This is a genomic window from Acinetobacter sp. CAU_H_78 (assembly GCF_058599365.1).
Genome location: NZ_CM178652.1, coordinates 1,136,767 through 1,154,178 on the forward strand (window position 1 = coordinate 1,136,767; position 17,412 = coordinate 1,154,178).

Annotated in this window: 19 protein-coding genes; 10 read left to right on the top strand and 9 right to left on the bottom strand. The window is 42.0% G+C overall.

Going from position 1 to position 17,412, the window contains the following annotated elements; genetic code table 11:
• The first annotated feature begins 256 nt into the window (after positions 1-256).
• Positions 257-1,429, top strand: a complete 1,173-nt coding sequence (mdh, locus tag AC4MCD_RS05595) for an iron-dependent methanol dehydrogenase (protein WP_034582942.1) — start codon at positions 257-259, stop codon at positions 1,427-1,429.
• A 448-nt stretch (positions 1,430-1,877) separates the two neighbouring features.
• Here the strand turns inward: mdh and AC4MCD_RS05600 are convergent, their stop codons facing one another.
• Positions 1,878-3,059: a transcriptional regulator gene (locus AC4MCD_RS05600; RefSeq protein WP_034582940.1), complete on the bottom strand. Its 1,182-nt coding sequence runs from the start codon at positions 3,057-3,059 to the stop codon at positions 1,878-1,880.
• A gap of 207 nt (positions 3,060-3,266) precedes the next feature.
• Between AC4MCD_RS05600 and exaC the strand changes: the two genes are divergently transcribed.
• The gene (gene exaC / locus AC4MCD_RS05605; protein ID WP_180014192.1) at positions 3,267-4,778 is read left to right on the top strand and encodes an acetaldehyde dehydrogenase ExaC; all 1,512 of its coding nucleotides are present in this window, start codon (positions 3,267-3,269) and stop codon (positions 4,776-4,778) included.
• A 488-nt stretch (positions 4,779-5,266) separates the two neighbouring features.
• Positions 5,267-5,494: a hypothetical protein gene (locus AC4MCD_RS05610; protein ID WP_419374595.1), complete on the top strand. Its 228-nt coding sequence runs from the start codon at positions 5,267-5,269 to the stop codon at positions 5,492-5,494.
• A gap of 10 nt (positions 5,495-5,504) precedes the next feature.
• Here the strand turns inward: AC4MCD_RS05610 and bioB are convergent, their stop codons facing one another.
• From bioB to queG, 3 genes are all read right to left on the bottom strand, one after another.
• Positions 5,505-6,506, bottom strand: coding sequence for a biotin synthase BioB (gene bioB, locus AC4MCD_RS05615; RefSeq protein WP_419365861.1), 1,002 nt, complete (start codon positions 6,504-6,506; stop codon positions 5,505-5,507).
• 136 nt (positions 6,507-6,642) lie between these two features.
• The gene (locus AC4MCD_RS05620) at positions 6,643-6,861 is read right to left on the bottom strand and encodes a hypothetical protein (RefSeq protein WP_005236211.1); all 219 of its coding nucleotides are present in this window, start codon (positions 6,859-6,861) and stop codon (positions 6,643-6,645) included.
• A 106-nt stretch (positions 6,862-6,967) separates the two neighbouring features.
• Positions 6,968-8,062 (bottom strand): tRNA epoxyqueuosine(34) reductase QueG, encoded by a 1,095-nt coding sequence (gene queG, locus AC4MCD_RS05625; RefSeq protein WP_180018392.1) that lies wholly within the window; start codon positions 8,060-8,062, stop codon positions 6,968-6,970.
• Between the two features lie 23 nt (positions 8,063-8,085).
• Between queG and AC4MCD_RS05630 the strand changes: the two genes are divergently transcribed.
• Together AC4MCD_RS05630 and AC4MCD_RS05635 are read left to right on the top strand one after the other, a co-directional pair.
• Positions 8,086-9,543, top strand: a complete 1,458-nt coding sequence (locus tag AC4MCD_RS05630; protein WP_419374596.1) for an NAD(P)H-hydrate dehydratase — start codon at positions 8,086-8,088, stop codon at positions 9,541-9,543.
• A gap of 11 nt (positions 9,544-9,554) precedes the next feature.
• Positions 9,555-9,836 (top strand): acylphosphatase, encoded by a 282-nt coding sequence (locus AC4MCD_RS05635; RefSeq protein ID WP_419374615.1) that lies wholly within the window; start codon positions 9,555-9,557, stop codon positions 9,834-9,836.
• Here AC4MCD_RS05635 and ruvC read toward each other — a convergent pair.
• The gene (ruvC, locus tag AC4MCD_RS05640; RefSeq protein ID WP_004784062.1) at positions 9,833-10,378 is read right to left on the bottom strand and encodes a crossover junction endodeoxyribonuclease RuvC; all 546 of its coding nucleotides are present in this window, start codon (positions 10,376-10,378) and stop codon (positions 9,833-9,835) included. The two genes, AC4MCD_RS05635 and ruvC, sit on opposite strands and share 4 nt — an antisense overlap.
• A gap of 125 nt (positions 10,379-10,503) precedes the next feature.
• Between ruvC and AC4MCD_RS05645 the strand changes: the two genes are divergently transcribed.
• Both AC4MCD_RS05645 and AC4MCD_RS05650 read left to right on the top strand, forming a co-directional pair.
• Positions 10,504-11,070: an FxsA family protein gene (locus AC4MCD_RS05645; RefSeq protein ID WP_159124495.1), complete on the top strand. Its 567-nt coding sequence runs from the start codon at positions 10,504-10,506 to the stop codon at positions 11,068-11,070.
• Between the two features lie 120 nt (positions 11,071-11,190).
• Positions 11,191-11,829, top strand: coding sequence for a LysE family transporter (locus tag AC4MCD_RS05650; RefSeq protein ID WP_302700464.1), 639 nt, complete (start codon positions 11,191-11,193; stop codon positions 11,827-11,829).
• Positions 11,830-11,834: 5 nt separating this feature from the next.
• Here AC4MCD_RS05650 and AC4MCD_RS05655 read toward each other — a convergent pair whose 3' ends face one another.
• The gene (locus AC4MCD_RS05655) at positions 11,835-12,035 is read right to left on the bottom strand and encodes a hypothetical protein (protein ID WP_419365865.1); all 201 of its coding nucleotides are present in this window, start codon (positions 12,033-12,035) and stop codon (positions 11,835-11,837) included.
• 127 nt (positions 12,036-12,162) lie between these two features.
• Complete coding sequence (locus tag AC4MCD_RS05660) at positions 12,163-12,411, bottom strand: hypothetical protein (protein ID WP_419374597.1); 249 nt, start codon at positions 12,409-12,411, stop codon at positions 12,163-12,165.
• Positions 12,412-12,870: 459 nt separating this feature from the next.
• Here AC4MCD_RS05660 and AC4MCD_RS05665 point away from each other — a divergent pair, with 459 nt between their 5' ends.
• Positions 12,871-14,271: a serine hydrolase domain-containing protein gene (locus AC4MCD_RS05665; RefSeq protein WP_419374598.1), complete on the top strand. Its 1,401-nt coding sequence runs from the start codon at positions 12,871-12,873 to the stop codon at positions 14,269-14,271.
• 64 nt (positions 14,272-14,335) lie between these two features.
• On the opposite strand, the gene ahpF is transcribed toward AC4MCD_RS05665, so the two are convergent.
• Positions 14,336-15,901: an alkyl hydroperoxide reductase subunit F gene (gene ahpF, locus AC4MCD_RS05670; protein ID WP_180131193.1), complete on the bottom strand. Its 1,566-nt coding sequence runs from the start codon at positions 15,899-15,901 to the stop codon at positions 14,336-14,338.
• A gap of 233 nt (positions 15,902-16,134) precedes the next feature.
• On the opposite strand from ahpF, the gene AC4MCD_RS05675 reads away from it, so the two are divergent.
• Complete coding sequence (locus tag AC4MCD_RS05675) at positions 16,135-16,353, top strand: DUF1653 domain-containing protein (RefSeq protein WP_125279047.1); 219 nt, start codon at positions 16,135-16,137, stop codon at positions 16,351-16,353.
• A gap of 43 nt (positions 16,354-16,396) precedes the next feature.
• Positions 16,397-16,987: an O-methyltransferase gene (locus AC4MCD_RS05680; RefSeq protein WP_419374599.1), complete on the top strand. Its 591-nt coding sequence runs from the start codon at positions 16,397-16,399 to the stop codon at positions 16,985-16,987.
• Positions 16,988-17,003: 16 nt separating this feature from the next.
• On the opposite strand, the gene AC4MCD_RS05685 is transcribed toward AC4MCD_RS05680, so the two are convergent.
• Positions 17,004-17,210: a KTSC domain-containing protein gene (locus AC4MCD_RS05685; RefSeq protein ID WP_004784043.1), complete on the bottom strand. Its 207-nt coding sequence runs from the start codon at positions 17,208-17,210 to the stop codon at positions 17,004-17,006.
• Between the last annotated feature and the right edge of the window lie 202 nt (positions 17,211-17,412).

Below are 17,412 nucleotides of genomic sequence, written 5' to 3' on the forward strand. Positions count from 1 at the left end.
AAATTCAATAGGATAAAATTTTGTTATCGTCCGTCTGGGCCCACCAAATACATCAAGCATCTAGGAGCAATACTCTTAGGTGCTTTTTTATTTTTTGAATTCATTTAAGCACTATCTATCTTCAAAAATAACTAAAATTTCAATCTCTTATCATAAGGTAGGCTTTTAGTAGGTGGGATTCTTTTATCGTTCATTCAATACTTAAATCACGGTGAGGGTCACCGATAATAAGATGAATGGTAGAAGGAATCGAACCATGGCTTTTAAGAATATCGCAGATCAAACAAACGGTTTTTATATCCCTTGTGTTTCACTTTTCGGTCCAGGCTGTGCCAAAGAAATTGGCGTTAAAGCACAAAATTTAGGTGCCAAGAAAGCCCTGATTGTGACCGATGAAGGCTTATACAAATTTGGTGTCGCAGATACCATCGCAAATTATTTAAAAGAGGCTGGTGTTGACAGCCATATCTTCCCAGGTGCAGAACCAAACCCAACCGATATTAACGTCCATAATGGCGTGCAAGCCTACAATGACAACGGCTGCGATTTTATTGTATCGCTCGGTGGCGGTTCATCACATGACTGTGCCAAGGGTATTGGTCTAGTCACTGCTGGTGGTGGTCATATCCGTGACTATGAAGGTATTGATAAAAGTACTGTGCCTATGACACCGCTTATTGCAGTGAATACTACAGCGGGTACTGCGTCGGAAATGACACGCTTCTGTATCATTACCAATACCGATACCCATGTCAAAATGGCAATTGTGGATTGGCGTTGTACCCCACTGATTGCGATCGATGATCCAAAACTGATGATTGCCAAGCCAGCAGGCTTAACTGCGGCAACAGGTATGGATGCACTGACTCATGCGGTAGAAGCCTATGTCTCTATAGCAGCCAATCCGATCACAGATGCCTGTGCAGAGAAAGCCATTACCATGATCAGTGAATGGCTGAGTCAGGCAGTGGCAAATGGTGAAAATATTGAAGCGCGTGATGCAATGAGCTATGCACAGTATCTGGCAGGCATGGCATTCAACAATGCATCACTCGGATATGTGCATGCGATGGCACACCAGCTGGGTGGTTTCTATAACCTGCCACATGGTGTATGTAATGCGATTTTGCTACCGCACGTATGCGAATTTAACCTGATTGCCTGTCCGGATCGCTATGCAAAAATTGCCCAGCTGATGGGTGTAAATACTGAAGGATTAACTGTGACTGAAGCAGCTTATGCAGCGATTGACGCGATTCGCCAGCTTTCAGCTTCAATTGGAATTCCATCTGGTCTGAAAGGCTTAGGGGTTAAAGAGGAAGACCTTGCCATTATGGCAGAAAATGCGCAAAAGGATGCCTGTATGCTGACCAACCCGCGTAAGGCTAGCCATGCACAAGTCGTAGAGATTTTTAAAGCGGCGCTGTAAGCCTCTATGTAAGTCGATTCTCTCCACTCGGCAGACTTACATTTTATGCAACCCTGTTCGCGCTTCTTAGGAAGTGCGCCAAGATAAACGTATCCCCATGCGATGATCTTGGCTGATCCTTACCACCCTTGATAAGGATATGGAGCAGGCGTTGCTCTTTTTTTGCCTAAATTTTTGCTTTCAAAAAATATATTTGGGCAGTTAATTCATCAGGGTATAGCTTATTAAAATTAACTGAATGAATTCGATAATAATAAAATACTGGAATGAGCAGAGTATTGCTAAAAGCTTATTCGTAGCATGAGCTAAATCAATAAAATGTTATAAAAAAATTATAATTCTAAAGTAGTTAAATGCTTTTTATATTTTTATAAGTTGAAATCTTCTTAATGGAAGATAGCCGTAATTATCTTGCTAACGAGAAGCCAAACAAGAAATGATCTGATTTTTAAATATCCTGAAATTTAAGCAGGGTTTGATGTACTGGATGACCTTTTGGCATCAGTTCAATCAGACGTTCAACCGCATCAATTGCTTCAGGAAAGCGAGCAACATGCTTAAGTAATACATCAGTTTCATTGGCTTTAAAAATGGCATCACTGAGACGTGATTCCAGACAATCCCGCCAAGCACATAAAAATGGGCTTTCAGTTTTTGCCAGAAAGACTCCGGTATACAGTTTTAAGGCTGAATCAATATAACCAGCATCAAGCGACTGTTCAGTCTGTAAGAAATCCGCTTCAACATGCGCCAGTAAACGGTAAGGACGCGAACCAAGCATACCGCCCAGAATATCGCGTAACTGTGACATTTCAGCTTTTAGCGTACCCATGCTGACTTTACGCTCGCCATAAAGTGCTTGATGTAGGCGATCCAGACTTAAACCTTGTGGGCATAAAGCCAAAATAGCGAGAATTTCAGTCTGGCGTGGGGTTATGGTCAGGGTCTTACCATTAAAAATCACCTGAGGTACAGAAAAGGCACGAATATATAAACGCTGTTTTTGCGATTCCAGTAAAGCAGATTGAATGATGGATGCACAACGTTCGGCTGCTAATAGCCCTAAGCTATTATGTTTTTGCCAGTGGGTGGACAGGTCAATGACCCCTAGAATCTGTTTGGAATAAGGATCAATAATGGGGGAGGCATAACAGACCAGATCTTGTACTGATGGCATGTAATGTTCGCTGGAAAACACGCAGCTCGATTGTTGGGTTTTAATGGATAGGGCAAGGGCATTGGTTCCGACCAGTTCCTCACGCCACTGACCTCCTTCAACTAAATGAATATTATCAGCAATTGTGCGCAATTCAGGGCAGGAGGCTCTCCATAGTACCGTACTGCCAATATCTCCAACGGCCAAAACCATAGAGGACTGTTCAGCAATATGCTTTAAATTTTCCGCACAATGTTCCAAGGCATGACTTAAAGCCGAAGAAGTGCTGATTTGTTTTATATCTGTTAATGGGGCAGCCAGACGATTTTTGGGAATCTCGGCTAAAGAAGAGCGCTGCCAGGAGCTAACAATGCTCTGTTCGAGTTGTGCTGCATGTGAAGGCGATAAACTGCTGCTTTGACGAAGCTGATCAATTTTTTGCCTTTGTTGTATCAAGCTCTGTTCTGTCATCATTCCTTATTCTCACAATAATTCATGATTTACATCCAAATGTAATTATTATTGTTTTTATGAGGAATCAAAAGAAATGTAAATCGGTTGAGTGCCAACCTTTCTCCAACCTTATAACGCGTATGTTAACTAAATAGAGTACGGATGTACCTTATACCAAAGCTGTAGATGCAGCATTTTTAAAGATTAAAATAAGCAAAGGAAATACATATGCGTTATATCGATCCGAACCAGCCTGGCTCAAAAGTTCATTTCAAAGCCCAGTATGACAACTTTATTGGTGGGCAATGGGTGCCGCCAGTCAAAGGCGAATACTTTGATAATATTTCTCCTGTAGATGGCAAGCTGTTTACCAAAGTGCCACGTTCTAGCGTGGAAGATATCGAACTGGCGCTGGATGCTGCGCATAAAGCTAAAGCACAATGGAATAAATCATCTCCAACGACTCGCTCTAACATTCTGCTCAAAATTGCTGATCGTCTCGAAGCCAATCTGGAACTGCTGGCGGTGGCTGAAACCTGGGACAATGGCAAGCCAATCCGTGAAACCCTGGCTGCTGATATTCCTTTAGCGATTGATCACTTCCGCTATTTCGCCGGCTGTATCCGTGCGCAAGAAGGCGGCATTTCTGAGATTGATGAAGATACCATTGCCTACCATTTCCATGAGCCTTTAGGTGTGGTTGGTCAGATCATTCCATGGAACTTCCCGATCTTGATGGCAGCATGGAAATTGGCACCGGCTTTGGCCGCAGGCAATTGTATCGTTCTGAAACCGGCAGAGCAGACCCCGGTCAGTATTCTGGTACTGGCTGAGCTGATTCAGGACCTGTTACCTGAAGGTGTATTAAACATCGTGAATGGCTATGGTGTTGAAGTCGGCCGTCCACTGGCTGTGAATCCGCGTATTGCCAAAATTGCCTTCACTGGTTCGACTGCTGTAGGTCAGCAAATCATGCAATATGCCACTGAAAATATTATTCCGGTGACACTGGAACTTGGTGGTAAATCACCAAATATTTTCTTTGAAGATGTCATGGCGCAGCAGGATGATTATCTGGAAAAAGCACTGGAAGGTTTCACCATGTTTGCCTTGAACCAAGGGGAAATCTGTACCTGTCCATCACGTGCTTTGGTCCAGGAAAGTATTGCTGATCAGTTCCTGGAACTGGCAATCGATCGGGTTAAACGTATTAAAACTGGTCATCCACTCGATACTGAAACCATGATTGGTGCGCAGGCATCGCAGGAACAGCAGGACAAGATTCTGGGGTGTATTGCAACAGGTCGCGGCGAAGGTGCAGAAGTGCTTGTTGGTGGCGGTGTACGTCAGGAAGTCGGGCAAGGCTTCTACATTGAACCGACCATCTTTAAAGGCACCAATAATATGCGTACCTTCCAGGAAGAAATTTTTGGGCCGGTACTGGCAGTAACCACCTTTAAAGATTTTGATGATGCCATCAAGATTGCCAACGATACGATTTATGGCCTAGGTGCTGGTGTCTGGTCACGTTCGGCACATACCTCGTATCGCGCTGGCCGTGCCATTGAAGCGGGTCGTGTCTGGACCAACTGCTATCATATCTATCCGGCCCATGCAGCCTTTGGTGGTTACAAGAAATCTGGGATCGGTCGTGAAAACCACAAGATGATGCTGGATCATTACCAGCAGACCAAAAACCTGTTGGTGAGTTATTCAACCAAGCCAGCTGGTTTCTTCTAAATAAAAGCAAAAAAGCGAACTTCGGTTCGCTTTTTTTATAGTAGAGAATCTTTAATAAGTGGTATTTGAGATATAGATCACAGATGCTAATTAAAAGCATGAATCAATTGAAATTTAACTTTATCGGAAAGTTGTAAAAATGAATGAAATAGGTTTTACATTTTGAAAAATTCTGGTTATAAGTTAGAGGTGGTTTTTATCCAGAACAACAAATCGACACTCAGGAAGGGTGCCTAAAGAAGCGTATTTTAAAAATGATGAAACGGGAGTTTTATAATGCTTCAACTACTGAAAAAACTATTCTGCTTGCACATTTATGAATATCAACACATGGAAGAGATTGGAACGCATTGGGAATGTCGCAAGTGTGGGGTCAACAAAGACTGATACTGAACAGAAAAAAGTGAGCAGATGCTCACTTTTTTGTGCCTGAAATCCGGAAGTTTTCGCTAAAATATCCGTGAATAAAGAGCTTCTACGGGTGCAACATGAGTAAAGACTTTCAGTCTGATACCTATATTGTTGATGAGAATCTGGCAGATACTCTGCATTGGCTAAGCCTGCATCAGGATTGCTATGATTCTTTTCATTATGATGCTTTAAGTCAGACACTCACGGTTGAACATGCCAATGGTGCAGATGTGATCCGGGTCGGTGATTATCTCAATGCCAATTATGGCATTTTAATTACTGCACATAACTTTTCAGCGTCTTGAATTATTTCAATTAACTTGCCATTGCATCAGTCGCCAATGCGCGGATGCTTGGCTTAGGTTGTTCTGCTACCAGTCCCAATTTTTCAAAGAGCTGCTGGTCACGACCTTTGGCTGTATTTGGAGTCGTTAGCAGTTTTTCGCCTGAAAAAATCGAGTTGGCACCTGCTATAAATGCCAATGCCTGATCTGAGTCAGTCAGTGATTCACGGCCTGCCGAAAGACGAATATAACTTTTTGGCATCAGAATGCGGGCCACTGCAATAGTTCGAATCCATTCAATCACATCCAGTTTTTCAACATCTGCCATCGGTGTGCCTTCAATTGGCACTAGCATATTGATGGGCACAGATTCCGGATGAATTGGAAGGGTAGAAAGCTCAAACAATAAACCGATCCGGTCATTGCGACTTTCACCTAAGCCAACAATGCCACCACTACAGACTTTTAAACCCGCTTGGCGTACATGGTCCAGTGTATCCAATCGGTCATCAAAGCTGCGGGTACTGATAATATGTGAATAGTATTCACGTGACGTATCCAGATTGTGATTGTAATAATCCAGTCCAGCATCTTTCAGGCGTTCTGCCTGTGAGGCATTCAGCATACCTAAAGTCATACAGGTTTCTAGTCCAAGTGCTTTCACTTCACGTACCATGTCTAGCACATAAGGCATATCACGTTCATGCGGATTACGCCACGCTGCTCCCATACAGAAACGCGAACTGCCAGAAGCCAGTGCTTCTTTTGCTTCCTGAATTACTTTTTCTACTGCAATGCGTTTTTCTGCTTCGAGTTTGGAATCATAATGTGCGGACTGAGAACAGTATTTGCAATCTTCCGGGCATTTACCGGTTTTAATAGAGAGTAGGGTACTGACCTGAACGGCATTGGCATCAAAATATTGACGATGAACCTGTTGAGCCTGAAAGAGCAAATCCATTAAAGGTTGTTGATACAGGGCCTCAATTTCTGCACGAGACCAATCATTACGTATCGGATTAATACTGTTCATCTGTCCATCCTTGTTCATATTTATTTATCAGGCTCCATCTTAAGTAAAAGTATCGCCGTCTTCATTAGCAAAATATGACCTTATAGAAAAAAAACCCACACAAGGTGGGCTTTGTTGTTGAACTCTTGATCAGACTTTATTCACGATGATTTCCGTGAATATTCTGATTTTGTAAATCACTACGATGTTGCTTGTTTAATACACGTTCATCTTGTTCGTGCTGGTTATTTTTTGGAGAGCCAAGCGGGCCATGTTGTGACTGCTGCTGTTGCTGTTGTTGCTGCTTCTGGTGTTGATGTTGCAACTCTTCAAGCTGTTCCTGATTTTGATGTTGTGTATCAGATGACTTTTGCATATCCACCTCCGGCTTTATTTCTATTCTTTTTCCTTTATGCCATAGCTTGCACAGTAACTGTGTAAGGCTTTGACGAGAAAATGTGAACCGAAGTAAAAATTGAAAATTACCGGGATTTTGCCAGTTGTTCCTGTATGGCCCAGTCAATATGAACTTGTACAATCTCATCATGTTGATTTTTTTGAGCTTGTAATGCCTGAACAATCTGTGGATCAAATGGCGCATTACCCAAGCCGATCGCAATATTGCGCATAAAGCTTTGATAGCCAGTGCGGCGTAATGGACTGCCTTCAGTTGAGTTTAAAAATGTAGCTTCATCCCATTGCCAGAGATCCAGTAAACTCACTTGATCCAGTCCATGTCGGGGATGAAAATCTTCAATCGTAGTTTTTTGAGCAAAACTGTTCCACGGACAAATCAACTGACAATCATCGCAACCAAAGACCCGGTTACCAATTCCTCGACGTAACTCCTCTGGAATGATTCCTTTATATTCAATAGTTAAATAAGCAATACAGCGGCGTGCATCCAGCATATAAGGTTCAACAATAGCCTGTGTGGGGCAAATATCAATACAGGCTGTGCATGAACCACAATGTTTGCTTTCAGGTTCATCAAAAGGCAGTTCCAGTGAGCTAAACAGTTCTCCTAAAACAAAAAAAGATCCGGATTTTTTGTGGATTAATAAAGTGTGTTTGCCGGTCCAGCCCATACCCGCACTTTCGGCCAGAGATTTTTCAAATACAGGTGCAGAGTCTGCAAAGGGACGGGATTCAAATTTACCGACTTTTTCCCGAATTTTTGCAGCCAGCATTTTTAGGCGCCCGCGCATGGTTTTATGATAATCACGACCACGGGCATAACGGGCAATAATTGCAGAATTTGGTGCATAGGGTACTAGACGCGGTTCTGGAAGATCGACCAGATAGTCCATTCGTACACAGATCACGGATTTGGTATTAGGAATAAGCAGTGTGGGATCGGCACGTTTTTCCAGATTTTCTTCCAGAAACTTCATATCACCGTGATAGCCGCGGTCTAAATATTCCTGCAAGCGAGCTAATTCTGCTTGAGCATCCGGTTTGGCAATGACACAATCAGAAAAACCCAGCTCTCGTGCCTGCGCTTTGATCCACGCCTTCAGTTCATTTGGATCTTGTTGATAAACTTGAATTTGCGCTTGGGAATCGGGTGTTGTCATAAACCAGAAACAGGAAATAAGAAATGCAGCAGCAAGTTTATCATAGCCGCGATATACAAGCATGGGAGCAGCGTTGGTTTGGCAAGCAAAATAGTTCTTATGGTTTGATGCAACAGGTGGCATGGTCGATTGCGCAGCGACTCATCCCCTTGTTGGAACAACGGCAATTGACTCAAATCGCTGTGTGTTGCGGTCAGGGTAATAATGCCGGTGATGGTTATCTGGTAGGTAAATATTTAAAACAGGCCGGTTTTGAAATAGATATTTATGCAGCAGAACCCGGTCCATCACAGGATCTGGTTCAAGCAATCCAGGAAGCTCAGGAAATCGGTATATCCACTTATTCAGATTTTAATTTTCAGAAACAATATGAAGTCTATATCGATGCCTTATTTGGGATCGGCTTGAACCGTGATCTGAATGAAAATTGGCAACAGATTATTCAAAGTATTAATGCCCAGCAAGGACTCAAAATCGCAGTGGATATTCCAAGCGGACTGCATGTCAATACTGGACAGCCTTTGCCGGTAGCCATTAAGGCAGATCATAGTTTTACTGTTTTAGGTTTAAAGGTGGGATTATTTACCGGACAAGGCAAAGAATATGCCGGCAAGGTAGAGGTCATCTCGGCTATTCCTCCTGATGTTGAACTTGTGCCGATAGCTCAACTTTCCTCGACTCAAATTCATCTGCCTAAACGTGAGGCTTTTGGACATAAAGGCAGTTATGGGCATGTGCTCGTGATTGGAGGACATGCTGATATGGGTGGTGCGGTCATTATGGCAGCTGAGGCGGCCTTTGCTGCTGGTGGTGGTAAGGTCACTGTGGTTTGTGATGCCAAACATCATACGGCCATTTTGTCACGTGCTCCGAATATCATGTTGCGTGATATTAATGCGCTAGATGCTGAGCAACGCCAAGCTTTAATTAATCATGTGGATGCTGTCTGTTTTGGTATGGGGCTAGGACGCGATACTTGGGCTGAACAGCAATATAATTACTGGTTTGACCTGATTCAGCAATCAGAACTGGAGACAGTTCTCGATGCAGACGCCTTGTGGTTTCTGGCAAAAGCACCACAAAAGTTGAATGCCCATACTTATGCAACACCGCATCCGGGTGAAGCGGCTATTTTGTTAGAAATGAAAGCATCAGGAGTCGAAGCAGATCGTATTCAGGCAATTCAACAGCTCCAGCAAAAATATCAGGGACAATGGGTGCTCAAAGGTTCAGGTAGCCTGATTTTAGAAGATGCTCTTTTCATCTGTACCGCAGGCAATGCCGGTATGGGAACCGGAGGGATGGGAGATGTACTTGCTGGCATGATCGCCAGTTTGAAAGCCCAATTTAGAAATACTATCCATTTACACGAGATCGTAACTTTGCATGCACTTGCAGGTGATGTACTGGCGGAAAAGGGTGAACGCGGCTTACAGGCGCAAGATATGAAATATGCCATTTACCAGGTCGTGAATCACTAAGGACAATAAAAATACAGGCCATTCATTTAATCATTCAGGGTAAAGTGCAGGGCGTGGGCTACCGTCGCTGGTTTGAACAACAAGCAATTCAATTAGGTTTAAAGGGTTTTGTACGTAATCTGGAAACAGGCGAAGTTGAGGCTGTCATTGTTGGGAAGGAAGCGATTGTTCAGGACATGATCCAGCTCAGCAGAACTGGATCACAACGTGCAGAAGTCACTGCAATTCATCAGCAGAGTTTGAATCTTCAAGACGCGGATTTTCAGGATTTTAGAGTATTAACTAAAGACTAACGACGACGGGTGCTGACCCGGCTGCGTCCGCGTGCCATACCGCCTAAGGCATTCAATACGGCCATTTTACTCATGCTGCCTGAAGCATGAGCATGACAAATCGCAGCAGCAAGTGCATCGGCAGCATCTTGTTGCGGTTTGATTGTCAGGTTCAGAATACGCATAACCATCATCTGAACCTGTTCTTTGTCTGCAGCGCCATAGCCTACAACAGACTGTTTGATCTGCCGCGCCGTATATTCAGCAACTTTGAGATCTAGGTTCACCAAGGCGGCGACTGCCGCACCTCGTGCCTGGCCTAGTTTAAGAGCAGAATCCGGGTTTTGTGCCATAAATACCTGTTCCACCGCAGCCTCGGTCGGGCCATAAAATTTGACAATCCGTTCTACACCGGCAAAGATTCGTTTTAAACGTTCAGGCATTTCCGCTGTTTCAGTTCTAATCGTTCCCGCATCAACAAAAGTGAGTTTTGAACCTTCTTTTTGGATGATACCGTAACCTGTTAGACGCGAACCGGGATCAATCCCAATAATTAATGACATGCCTGCACTTTAAAAATAAAATAATGCCCATATTGTTACATAAGCGTATCAAAAAAGCTTGATCCTGATGAAGCAGTTGATTACAGCATCCTAATATTTATTTTACTGAGATTAGATTAATTTTCATGAAATTATTTCTTATTATCCTGGCCGGCTTAGTCCTCGAAGTATTTGTATGGATTGGCGTGGGTGACCTTGTCGGGAGCATGTGGTACGTATTTTTCTGGTTCGTGGCGGCCTTCTTTATTGGTATGAACCTGATCCGGAAATATTCGGCTGGTGTAATGCCACAAATGCAGCAAATGCAGATGGGACAGATGAGTGCAGATCCGGCATTATCGAATAATTTGCCAAAGATCTTAGCCGGCTTTTTCCTGCTGATTCCTGGTTTGATTAGTGATGTACTTGCGGTATTAATGCTAATTCCACCTGTACAACGTGCTTTCCAGGCAGCCATGATGAAAATGATGATGAAACGTCAGCAAGCCATGATGGAAAAAATGATGGGTGGCATGATGGGCGATGTCGGTGGCGGTGCAGGTCAAAACCCGTTTGCGGAAATGATGCGTCAAATGCAAGATATGCAGAACCAGCAGGGTGGTCATGGTGATTCAACTATTATTGATGGTGAAGCTCGTGAAGTGACCCCGGAAGCCAAGAAAATTGAAATGAAAGATGTGAACAAGAAATAAAATCACGCTTTCAATATAAATGCTTTAAGCCGAATCTTATGATTCGGCTTTTTTATTGGAACTTTCTAATTTCGTTAAACAAAAGTTATAATAGTTTTTTTACCATTTGATCTTTTTTAAATGTCTTTGCTTTTTACCATCTGTTTTCTACATTTTGTAGCTCAATTAAGCCCCGGTCCTGACATTTTACTTATCGCAAAAAGTGCAGCCTCTACGACACGTATGAATGCCTTAAAGGTGATTGCTGGAATTTCAGCGGGGATCGTAGTTTGGGTGGTATTGACGCTAGCAGGCTTTACAGTATTGATCGACCAGTTTCCCTGGATTCAGCAGGTATTGATGGTCATCGGTGGGTTATTTTTGGCCAAAATGGGCTGGGCCATGCTAAAAGGCGGATGGCAAAGTTTTCAGAATAGACATCAAACTCAAGATGATTTAAATACGGTAGAAGCACCAAAAAGTTATTTTATGCAGGGTTTATTGACTAATCTGTCGAATCCTAAAACCCTGATCTATTTCAGTAGTGTATTTTCACTTGCCCTAAGTTCATCAGCTTCTGATTATTTAAAAGCGCAACTGGCAGTGATTATTCCGCTGCAAACCTTTATTACTTTTACTTTACTGATGCTATTAATTTCCCATCCTAAAATTAAAGAGGCTTATCAGCGATCAGGAAGTTATATCGATATGATTTCAGGCGGATTATTCCTGATTTTTGCAGTCTGGTTATGGTATGACGCGCTGATTCTAATGAACTAAAAATCTTAATTCGATGGGGTAACAGAGGAGTTTTCGGCAAAAAGCTGCTGTGCAGCGGAAGCGTCAGAAACTGGATTATCCTGTTTCTGTACTGGAGACTGATAACGATTCGGTTTAAGGGTGGCCTCAGTATTTTCCGAACCCTGATAACTGCGACTGCGATTGGCACGCTCACGTAACCCGCCTTTTTTAATTAACTGAACCATTTTCATCTCTCACTGCAAGATGACTTATTGTAATTCAAATTTTCTATTCTGGCAGCGTTTCATATTCAAGTTAAAAACGCATAAAAAAGACCTGATCCAAGTCAGGTCTTGCTGGAGGATAAAAAAATTAGCGCTGACGTTTATTATCTTGTTGTAGCACATCAAATAATGATGACTGAGCTGGCACTTCCTGCTGCTGTGGCTGGATATAAACATGCATTACCTTGAATGCGATTGCAGTAACCAGACAGGCCACCAGACATAAAATCCAAAAACCATAAGGGCTGCGAATATTATGTGAGCCACAGGCATGACATTCTTTTTGGCCAGCTTCCACAACTTTATCGCAGCACGCACAGTGATATTGATAGTACATTGCTAAGCTCCATTACATTTCTGATATTTTTTTTGTTATCTTTCACGGACTTTTATCTCAGGTCTGTGTTTCATGTTAATGATGCAATTAGACGCTGACAAGTCATATAACAAAAAGTTACCCAAGTCTCAGTGAGGAAAACAAATAATAATTGGCTAAGTACATAACATCATTAAGTTATTCCGAGAAATTTCTCTGAAATAATTAAATATGCTATCTATCAATTCATAAGCAATTTTTGAACCAGTTCGAGTGGAGCTTAAGAACAACAAGTATAAAATGGGAAATAGACAGGGCAAGAACTTAGATGAATTGATCTGCCCTAAAAAATAGAATGATATGGAATATATTTTGCTTATTTTTTAGCTATTCGTTGCACTGTATTAAGTCTATAAAAATGTTTAATTTCAATAATTTTTATGAAAGTGCATTATAAACTTAAGGAACAATACTGATCTCATGAAGAAAATATCACTGTTTTTATCATCCTTGCTCTGTATGAGCAGTCTTTATGCACAATCGGATATTGAAAAGGAAGTTATTGCCCAGTTTCAGCAGGATTTTAATGCGCAAAATTATGCAGCAATTTTTGAAAAGTTTTCACCTGAAGCGAAAAAGGCAATTCCTTTAAATATGTTTGAAAAAGTCTCTAAAGACTTACAGCAGCAACTAGGCACAATACAAAGTCTTGAGTACTTGGAATCCAAAGGTAAAGAAACTGCAGTCTATAAGGCCAACTTTGAAAAAGACCGTCTGAAACTCAGCATGAGTTTGAATAATGATCAACAGATTTCCGGTCTTTTATTTACGCCCTATATCGAATCTACTGCAGCAAATAATAAGACAGTCAATGCTATTCAAGGCTATCCAAAAGCGATTGCAGAGAAAATTTATCAGGCTACTCGTACTTTTCCAGAACAGACTCAAGTGGCTATAGCGGTATTAGATCAAGACCAAACCCATTACTATGGGGTACAGAAGCATAAGGACAAAATCCAGGCCAAGGCCAATCAGGATAAAGTCTTTGCAATTGGTTCTCTGACCAAAGTAATGACATCAACCATATTGGCTGAACTGGTGACACAAAATAAAATTAAACTGGATGACAAGATTAATCCTTATTATACCTTTCCATTTAAGGACAATATCCAGCTTCGCTTTCAGGATTTAGCCAATCATACGTCAGGACTGCCACGACTACCGAGTAATTTGGAAGTAGATGATGATACTGATCCATATAAGGAATATGATGCAGCTAAACTAGAAGAATATTTAAAAAATTCATTAGAGCTTGAACATGCAAATAACAGTGGAAAAGTGCCACATTATTCTAATTTGGCTGTGGCTTTATTGGGACAGAGTTTGAGTCAATCACAAAATCAGGATTTTGCTGAGTTACTCAATGAATATGTCTTTAAAAAGTATGGGATGAAAAATAGCTATACCTCGCCTGATCAAGCAGCTAAGCCACTTGTGCCTGCATTTGATGCCCAGGGAAAAGAAATCACCACCTGGACATTTGATACCTTTTTACCTGCGGGCGGCGTGCTCTCTACAGCTTCAGATTTAACCAGATTTGCACAAGCTCAGTTTGATGAAAAAAATGCAGCAGTGCAATTAACCCAGCAAGCAACCACAGAACAAGCAGGTAGTTACCAATTGGGATTGGGCTGGTTTATACGAGAACAGGACAATGGCACCAAAATCATCTGGCATGGGGGAAATACCGCAGGGCATTCTGCTATTTTGATGATTGATTTAAACAAGAAGAAGGCAGTGACGATTTTAGCTAATGTTGCTGCTGTACATCCTGAAATGGGAAATATTGAAAAACTGGCTGCTCAATTACTACAGGAATAAATCAGCTTTAAGATATAAAAAAGCCCGCATTGCGCGGGCTTTTTTAATTCATGAATTTTAAGGATTACTGACCAGAACGGATGATGTAATCAAAGGCAGATAATGATGCTTTGGCACCTTCACCAGTCGCGATGATGATCTGTTTGTAAGGCACAGTAGTACAGTCACCTGCAGCAAACACACCTTTCACATTGGTTTCATTACGTTCGTTAATCACGATCTCACCACGGTTGGTTAGCTCAACATCGGTTCCTTTCAGGAAGTCAGTGTTTGGCAACAAACCGATCTGAACGAAGATCCCTGCCAGTTCAACAGTGTGCTCTTCATCAGTTGCACGGTCTTTGTATTTCAACGCTGTGACTTGTGAACCATCACCGATCACTTCGGTAGAAAGCGCATTTTTGATCACAGTGGTGTTTGGCAAGCTGTTCAATTTGTCTTGAAGCACTTGGTCAGCACGTAGTTTGGTATCAAACTCAACCAGCGTTACATGCTCAACAATCCCTGCAAGGTCGATCGCAGCTTCTACACCCGAGTTACCACCACCAATCACCGCAACACGTTTGCCTTTGAACAATGGCCCATCACAGTGTGGGCAGTACGCTACCCCACGAGTTTTGTATTCTGCTTCACCTGGAACATTCATCTCTCTCCAGCGTGCACCGGTAGACAGAATGACTGTTTTAGATTCAAGTTTCGCACCATTCTCTAAAGTCACTTCTACCAGACCATTGGCTGTGCTATCTGCACCTTTGATGTCAGAGACACGTTGCAGGTTCATGATGTCAACACCGTATTCACGCACGTGTGCTTCCATTTCAGCGGCGAATTTTGGACCTTGAGTTTTTTGCACTGACGTATAGTTTTCGATGTCCATGGTATCCATCACCTGACCGCCCATGCGTTCAGCCACGATCCCAGTTTTGATACCTTTACGTGCTGCATAGATCGCTGCAGTATTACCAGCAGGTCCACCACCGATCACCAACACATCAAATGCATCTTTGGCATTGAGTTTTTCCGCATCTTTGGCTGCCGCATTGGTATCCAGTTTGGCAATGATTTCTTCTAAAGTCATACGGCCCTGACCGATATGTTCATTGTCCTGGAAGACCATCGGTACGGCCATGATTTTGCGTTCTTCCACTTCGTCCTGGAAGAAGGCACCATCAATCATGGTTGCTGTTGTACCCGGGTTATAAATGGCAATCAGGTTCAATGCCTGCACCACATCCGGACAGTTATGACAGCTCAGTGATACGAATACATCAAAGTCAGATTTAATGCCCAAGCCTTTAATCGATTCCAGAACTTCAGCAGAAACTTTGGGTGCATAGCCTGAAGTTTGTAGCAATGCCAAAATCAAGGAAGTAAACTCATGGCCCATCGGCAAGCCTGCAAAGAACACACGAGGCTGTTCACCGGCTTTTGCAACACCAAAGCTTGGTGCACGTTTGTTGGTACCATCAAAACGGGCAGTGACTAAATCAGAAAGCTGAGCGATTTCCTCAACCAGTTCTTTGATTTTGGCTGATTTGTCAGAGCCATCCAGAGTTGCCACTAATTCAATCGGGCCTTCCAAACGTTCAAGTAGTGTTTTTAATTGAGCTGAAGTATTTTGATCTAACATTGCTAACGTCTCCAAAGGAGTAAGAATTCATTCGATAAGTAGATACTAAGCCAAATCGATAAATAGATAAAACAGTTTGTTTTTATAAATTTGATCGGTTTTGCAAATGTATTGAAAAATTCATGATTAATTTCAAGCTTATATATGGGTGCTTAGCATGAATTTTCAAGTAGTTTAAAGTGTGATTGGTCTTTTTCAGTTAAGATTGGAATTCTGCATTTGAGAGTTGAACGATGGAATTACAACGCGGTATTTATCAACATTATAAGGGTAAACTTTATCAGGTCCTGCATGTGGCAACACATAGTGAAACGGAAGAAAAGCTGGTGGTTTATCAATGTCTTTATGGTGACTATTCGATTTGGGTTCGACCGCTATCCATGTTTACGGAAAGTATTAGTACCAGTGATGATCGTGAAGTAGAACGCTTTAAATTGGTTCAGGCACTTTAATCAATCCATAAAAAATTTATTTAGATAACCTCAGGGAAGAGCAATGAATCAATTACAACATTTTGAAAGTTTCATGCAGGAACTGTATAAGACTTTTCATGCGCATGATCTTCAGCAAACTGAACGTCTGCAACGCTATCGAAATATTGAGCCTGAATCAGGTCGATTTTTATCATTACTCATTCGTGTCCAGCAGTCCAAACGTATTCTGGAAATCGGTACTTCTACAGGCTATTCCACTTTATGGCTCGCCGAAGCCGCCCGGCAGACTCAAGCGACGATTACAACATTAGAAATAGATGCAGAAAGAGTTGCGCAGGCTGAGCAGTATGCAAGTCAGCTAGGCTTGAAGGATTTGATTGATTTTAAAGTGACAGATGCATTGCATTATCTGCAAGCTGAACAGGACGTATTTGATTTTATATTATTAGATGCGGAACGTGATGCTTATGTGGATTATTGGACCCATTTGGCCCGATTACTCAAGCCAAAAGGTGGAGTATTACTGGTGGATAATGTGATTTCACATGCTGCGGAAGTAGAAGAATTTATTCAGCTCATCCAGCAGAATTCACGTTTTATCATGAGTACGTTGCCGATTGGGGCTGGCTTACTCATGGTGACTTATCGTTAAGCAGAAATTAGTTAAATTAAAACAGGCAAACCCGGTCAAAATGTAAGTTGTATTCAAGATATTTCTGTACAAAGGCCATTTTATCTTGGCGTCTTAACAGGTTGTCATAAACAAATTCGGGAACAGGATGGTAGAGCTCTATATCGCCATTGCTATAAATGATTTTCAGGTGGCGGCTAGAAGGACTATAAGCCCATGAGATCACGGTTAGCAGTTTTTGCATACGTTTTCCTCCACTGAATATTATTATCTTATGTCTTGAACTTATGCCAACTGACATTGAAGATGTATAACTGAATTGTAAGCATAAGTAGGGGATTGTTATGAAGAGAATGCAATATGCATGCCTGATTTTTATATGATCTTTAAAGTGAAAAATAAAGATTTAATAGGATGGCTTTAGATACAAGAAAAGGGAAAATAAA

Coding starts and splice junctions, on each gene's coding strand:
- mdh (WP_034582942.1), top strand. CDS start 257: ATGGCTTTTAAGAATATCGCAGATCAAACAAACGGTTTTTATATCCCT.
- AC4MCD_RS05600 (WP_034582940.1), bottom strand. CDS start 3,059: ATGATGACAGAACAGAGCTTGATACAACAAAGGCAAAAAATTGATCAG.
- exaC (WP_180014192.1), top strand. CDS start 3,267: ATGCGTTATATCGATCCGAACCAGCCTGGCTCAAAAGTTCATTTCAAA.
- AC4MCD_RS05610 (WP_419374595.1), top strand. CDS start 5,267: ATGAGTAAAGACTTTCAGTCTGATACCTATATTGTTGATGAGAATCTG.
- bioB (WP_419365861.1), bottom strand. CDS start 6,506: ATGAACAGTATTAATCCGATACGTAATGATTGGTCTCGTGCAGAAATT.
- AC4MCD_RS05620 (WP_005236211.1), bottom strand. CDS start 6,861: ATGCAAAAGTCATCTGATACACAACATCAAAATCAGGAACAGCTTGAA.
- queG (WP_180018392.1), bottom strand. CDS start 8,062: ATGACAACACCCGATTCCCAAGCGCAAATTCAAGTTTATCAACAAGAT.
- AC4MCD_RS05630 (WP_419374596.1), top strand. CDS start 8,086: ATGCAGCAGCAAGTTTATCATAGCCGCGATATACAAGCATGGGAGCAG.
- ruvC (WP_004784062.1), bottom strand. CDS start 10,378: ATGTCATTAATTATTGGGATTGATCCCGGTTCGCGTCTAACAGGTTAC.
- AC4MCD_RS05645 (WP_159124495.1), top strand. CDS start 10,504: ATGAAATTATTTCTTATTATCCTGGCCGGCTTAGTCCTCGAAGTATTT.
- AC4MCD_RS05650 (WP_302700464.1), top strand. CDS start 11,191: ATGTCTTTGCTTTTTACCATCTGTTTTCTACATTTTGTAGCTCAATTA.
- AC4MCD_RS05655 (WP_419365865.1), bottom strand. CDS start 12,035: ATGGTTCAGTTAATTAAAAAAGGCGGGTTACGTGAGCGTGCCAATCGC.
- AC4MCD_RS05660 (WP_419374597.1), bottom strand. CDS start 12,411: ATGTACTATCAATATCACTGTGCGTGCTGCGATAAAGTTGTGGAAGCT.
- AC4MCD_RS05665 (WP_419374598.1), top strand. CDS start 12,871: ATGAAGAAAATATCACTGTTTTTATCATCCTTGCTCTGTATGAGCAGT.
- ahpF (WP_180131193.1), bottom strand. CDS start 15,901: ATGTTAGATCAAAATACTTCAGCTCAATTAAAAACACTACTTGAACGT.
- AC4MCD_RS05675 (WP_125279047.1), top strand. CDS start 16,135: ATGGAATTACAACGCGGTATTTATCAACATTATAAGGGTAAACTTTAT.
- AC4MCD_RS05680 (WP_419374599.1), top strand. CDS start 16,397: ATGAATCAATTACAACATTTTGAAAGTTTCATGCAGGAACTGTATAAG.
- AC4MCD_RS05685 (WP_004784043.1), bottom strand. CDS start 17,210: ATGCAAAAACTGCTAACCGTGATCTCATGGGCTTATAGTCCTTCTAGC.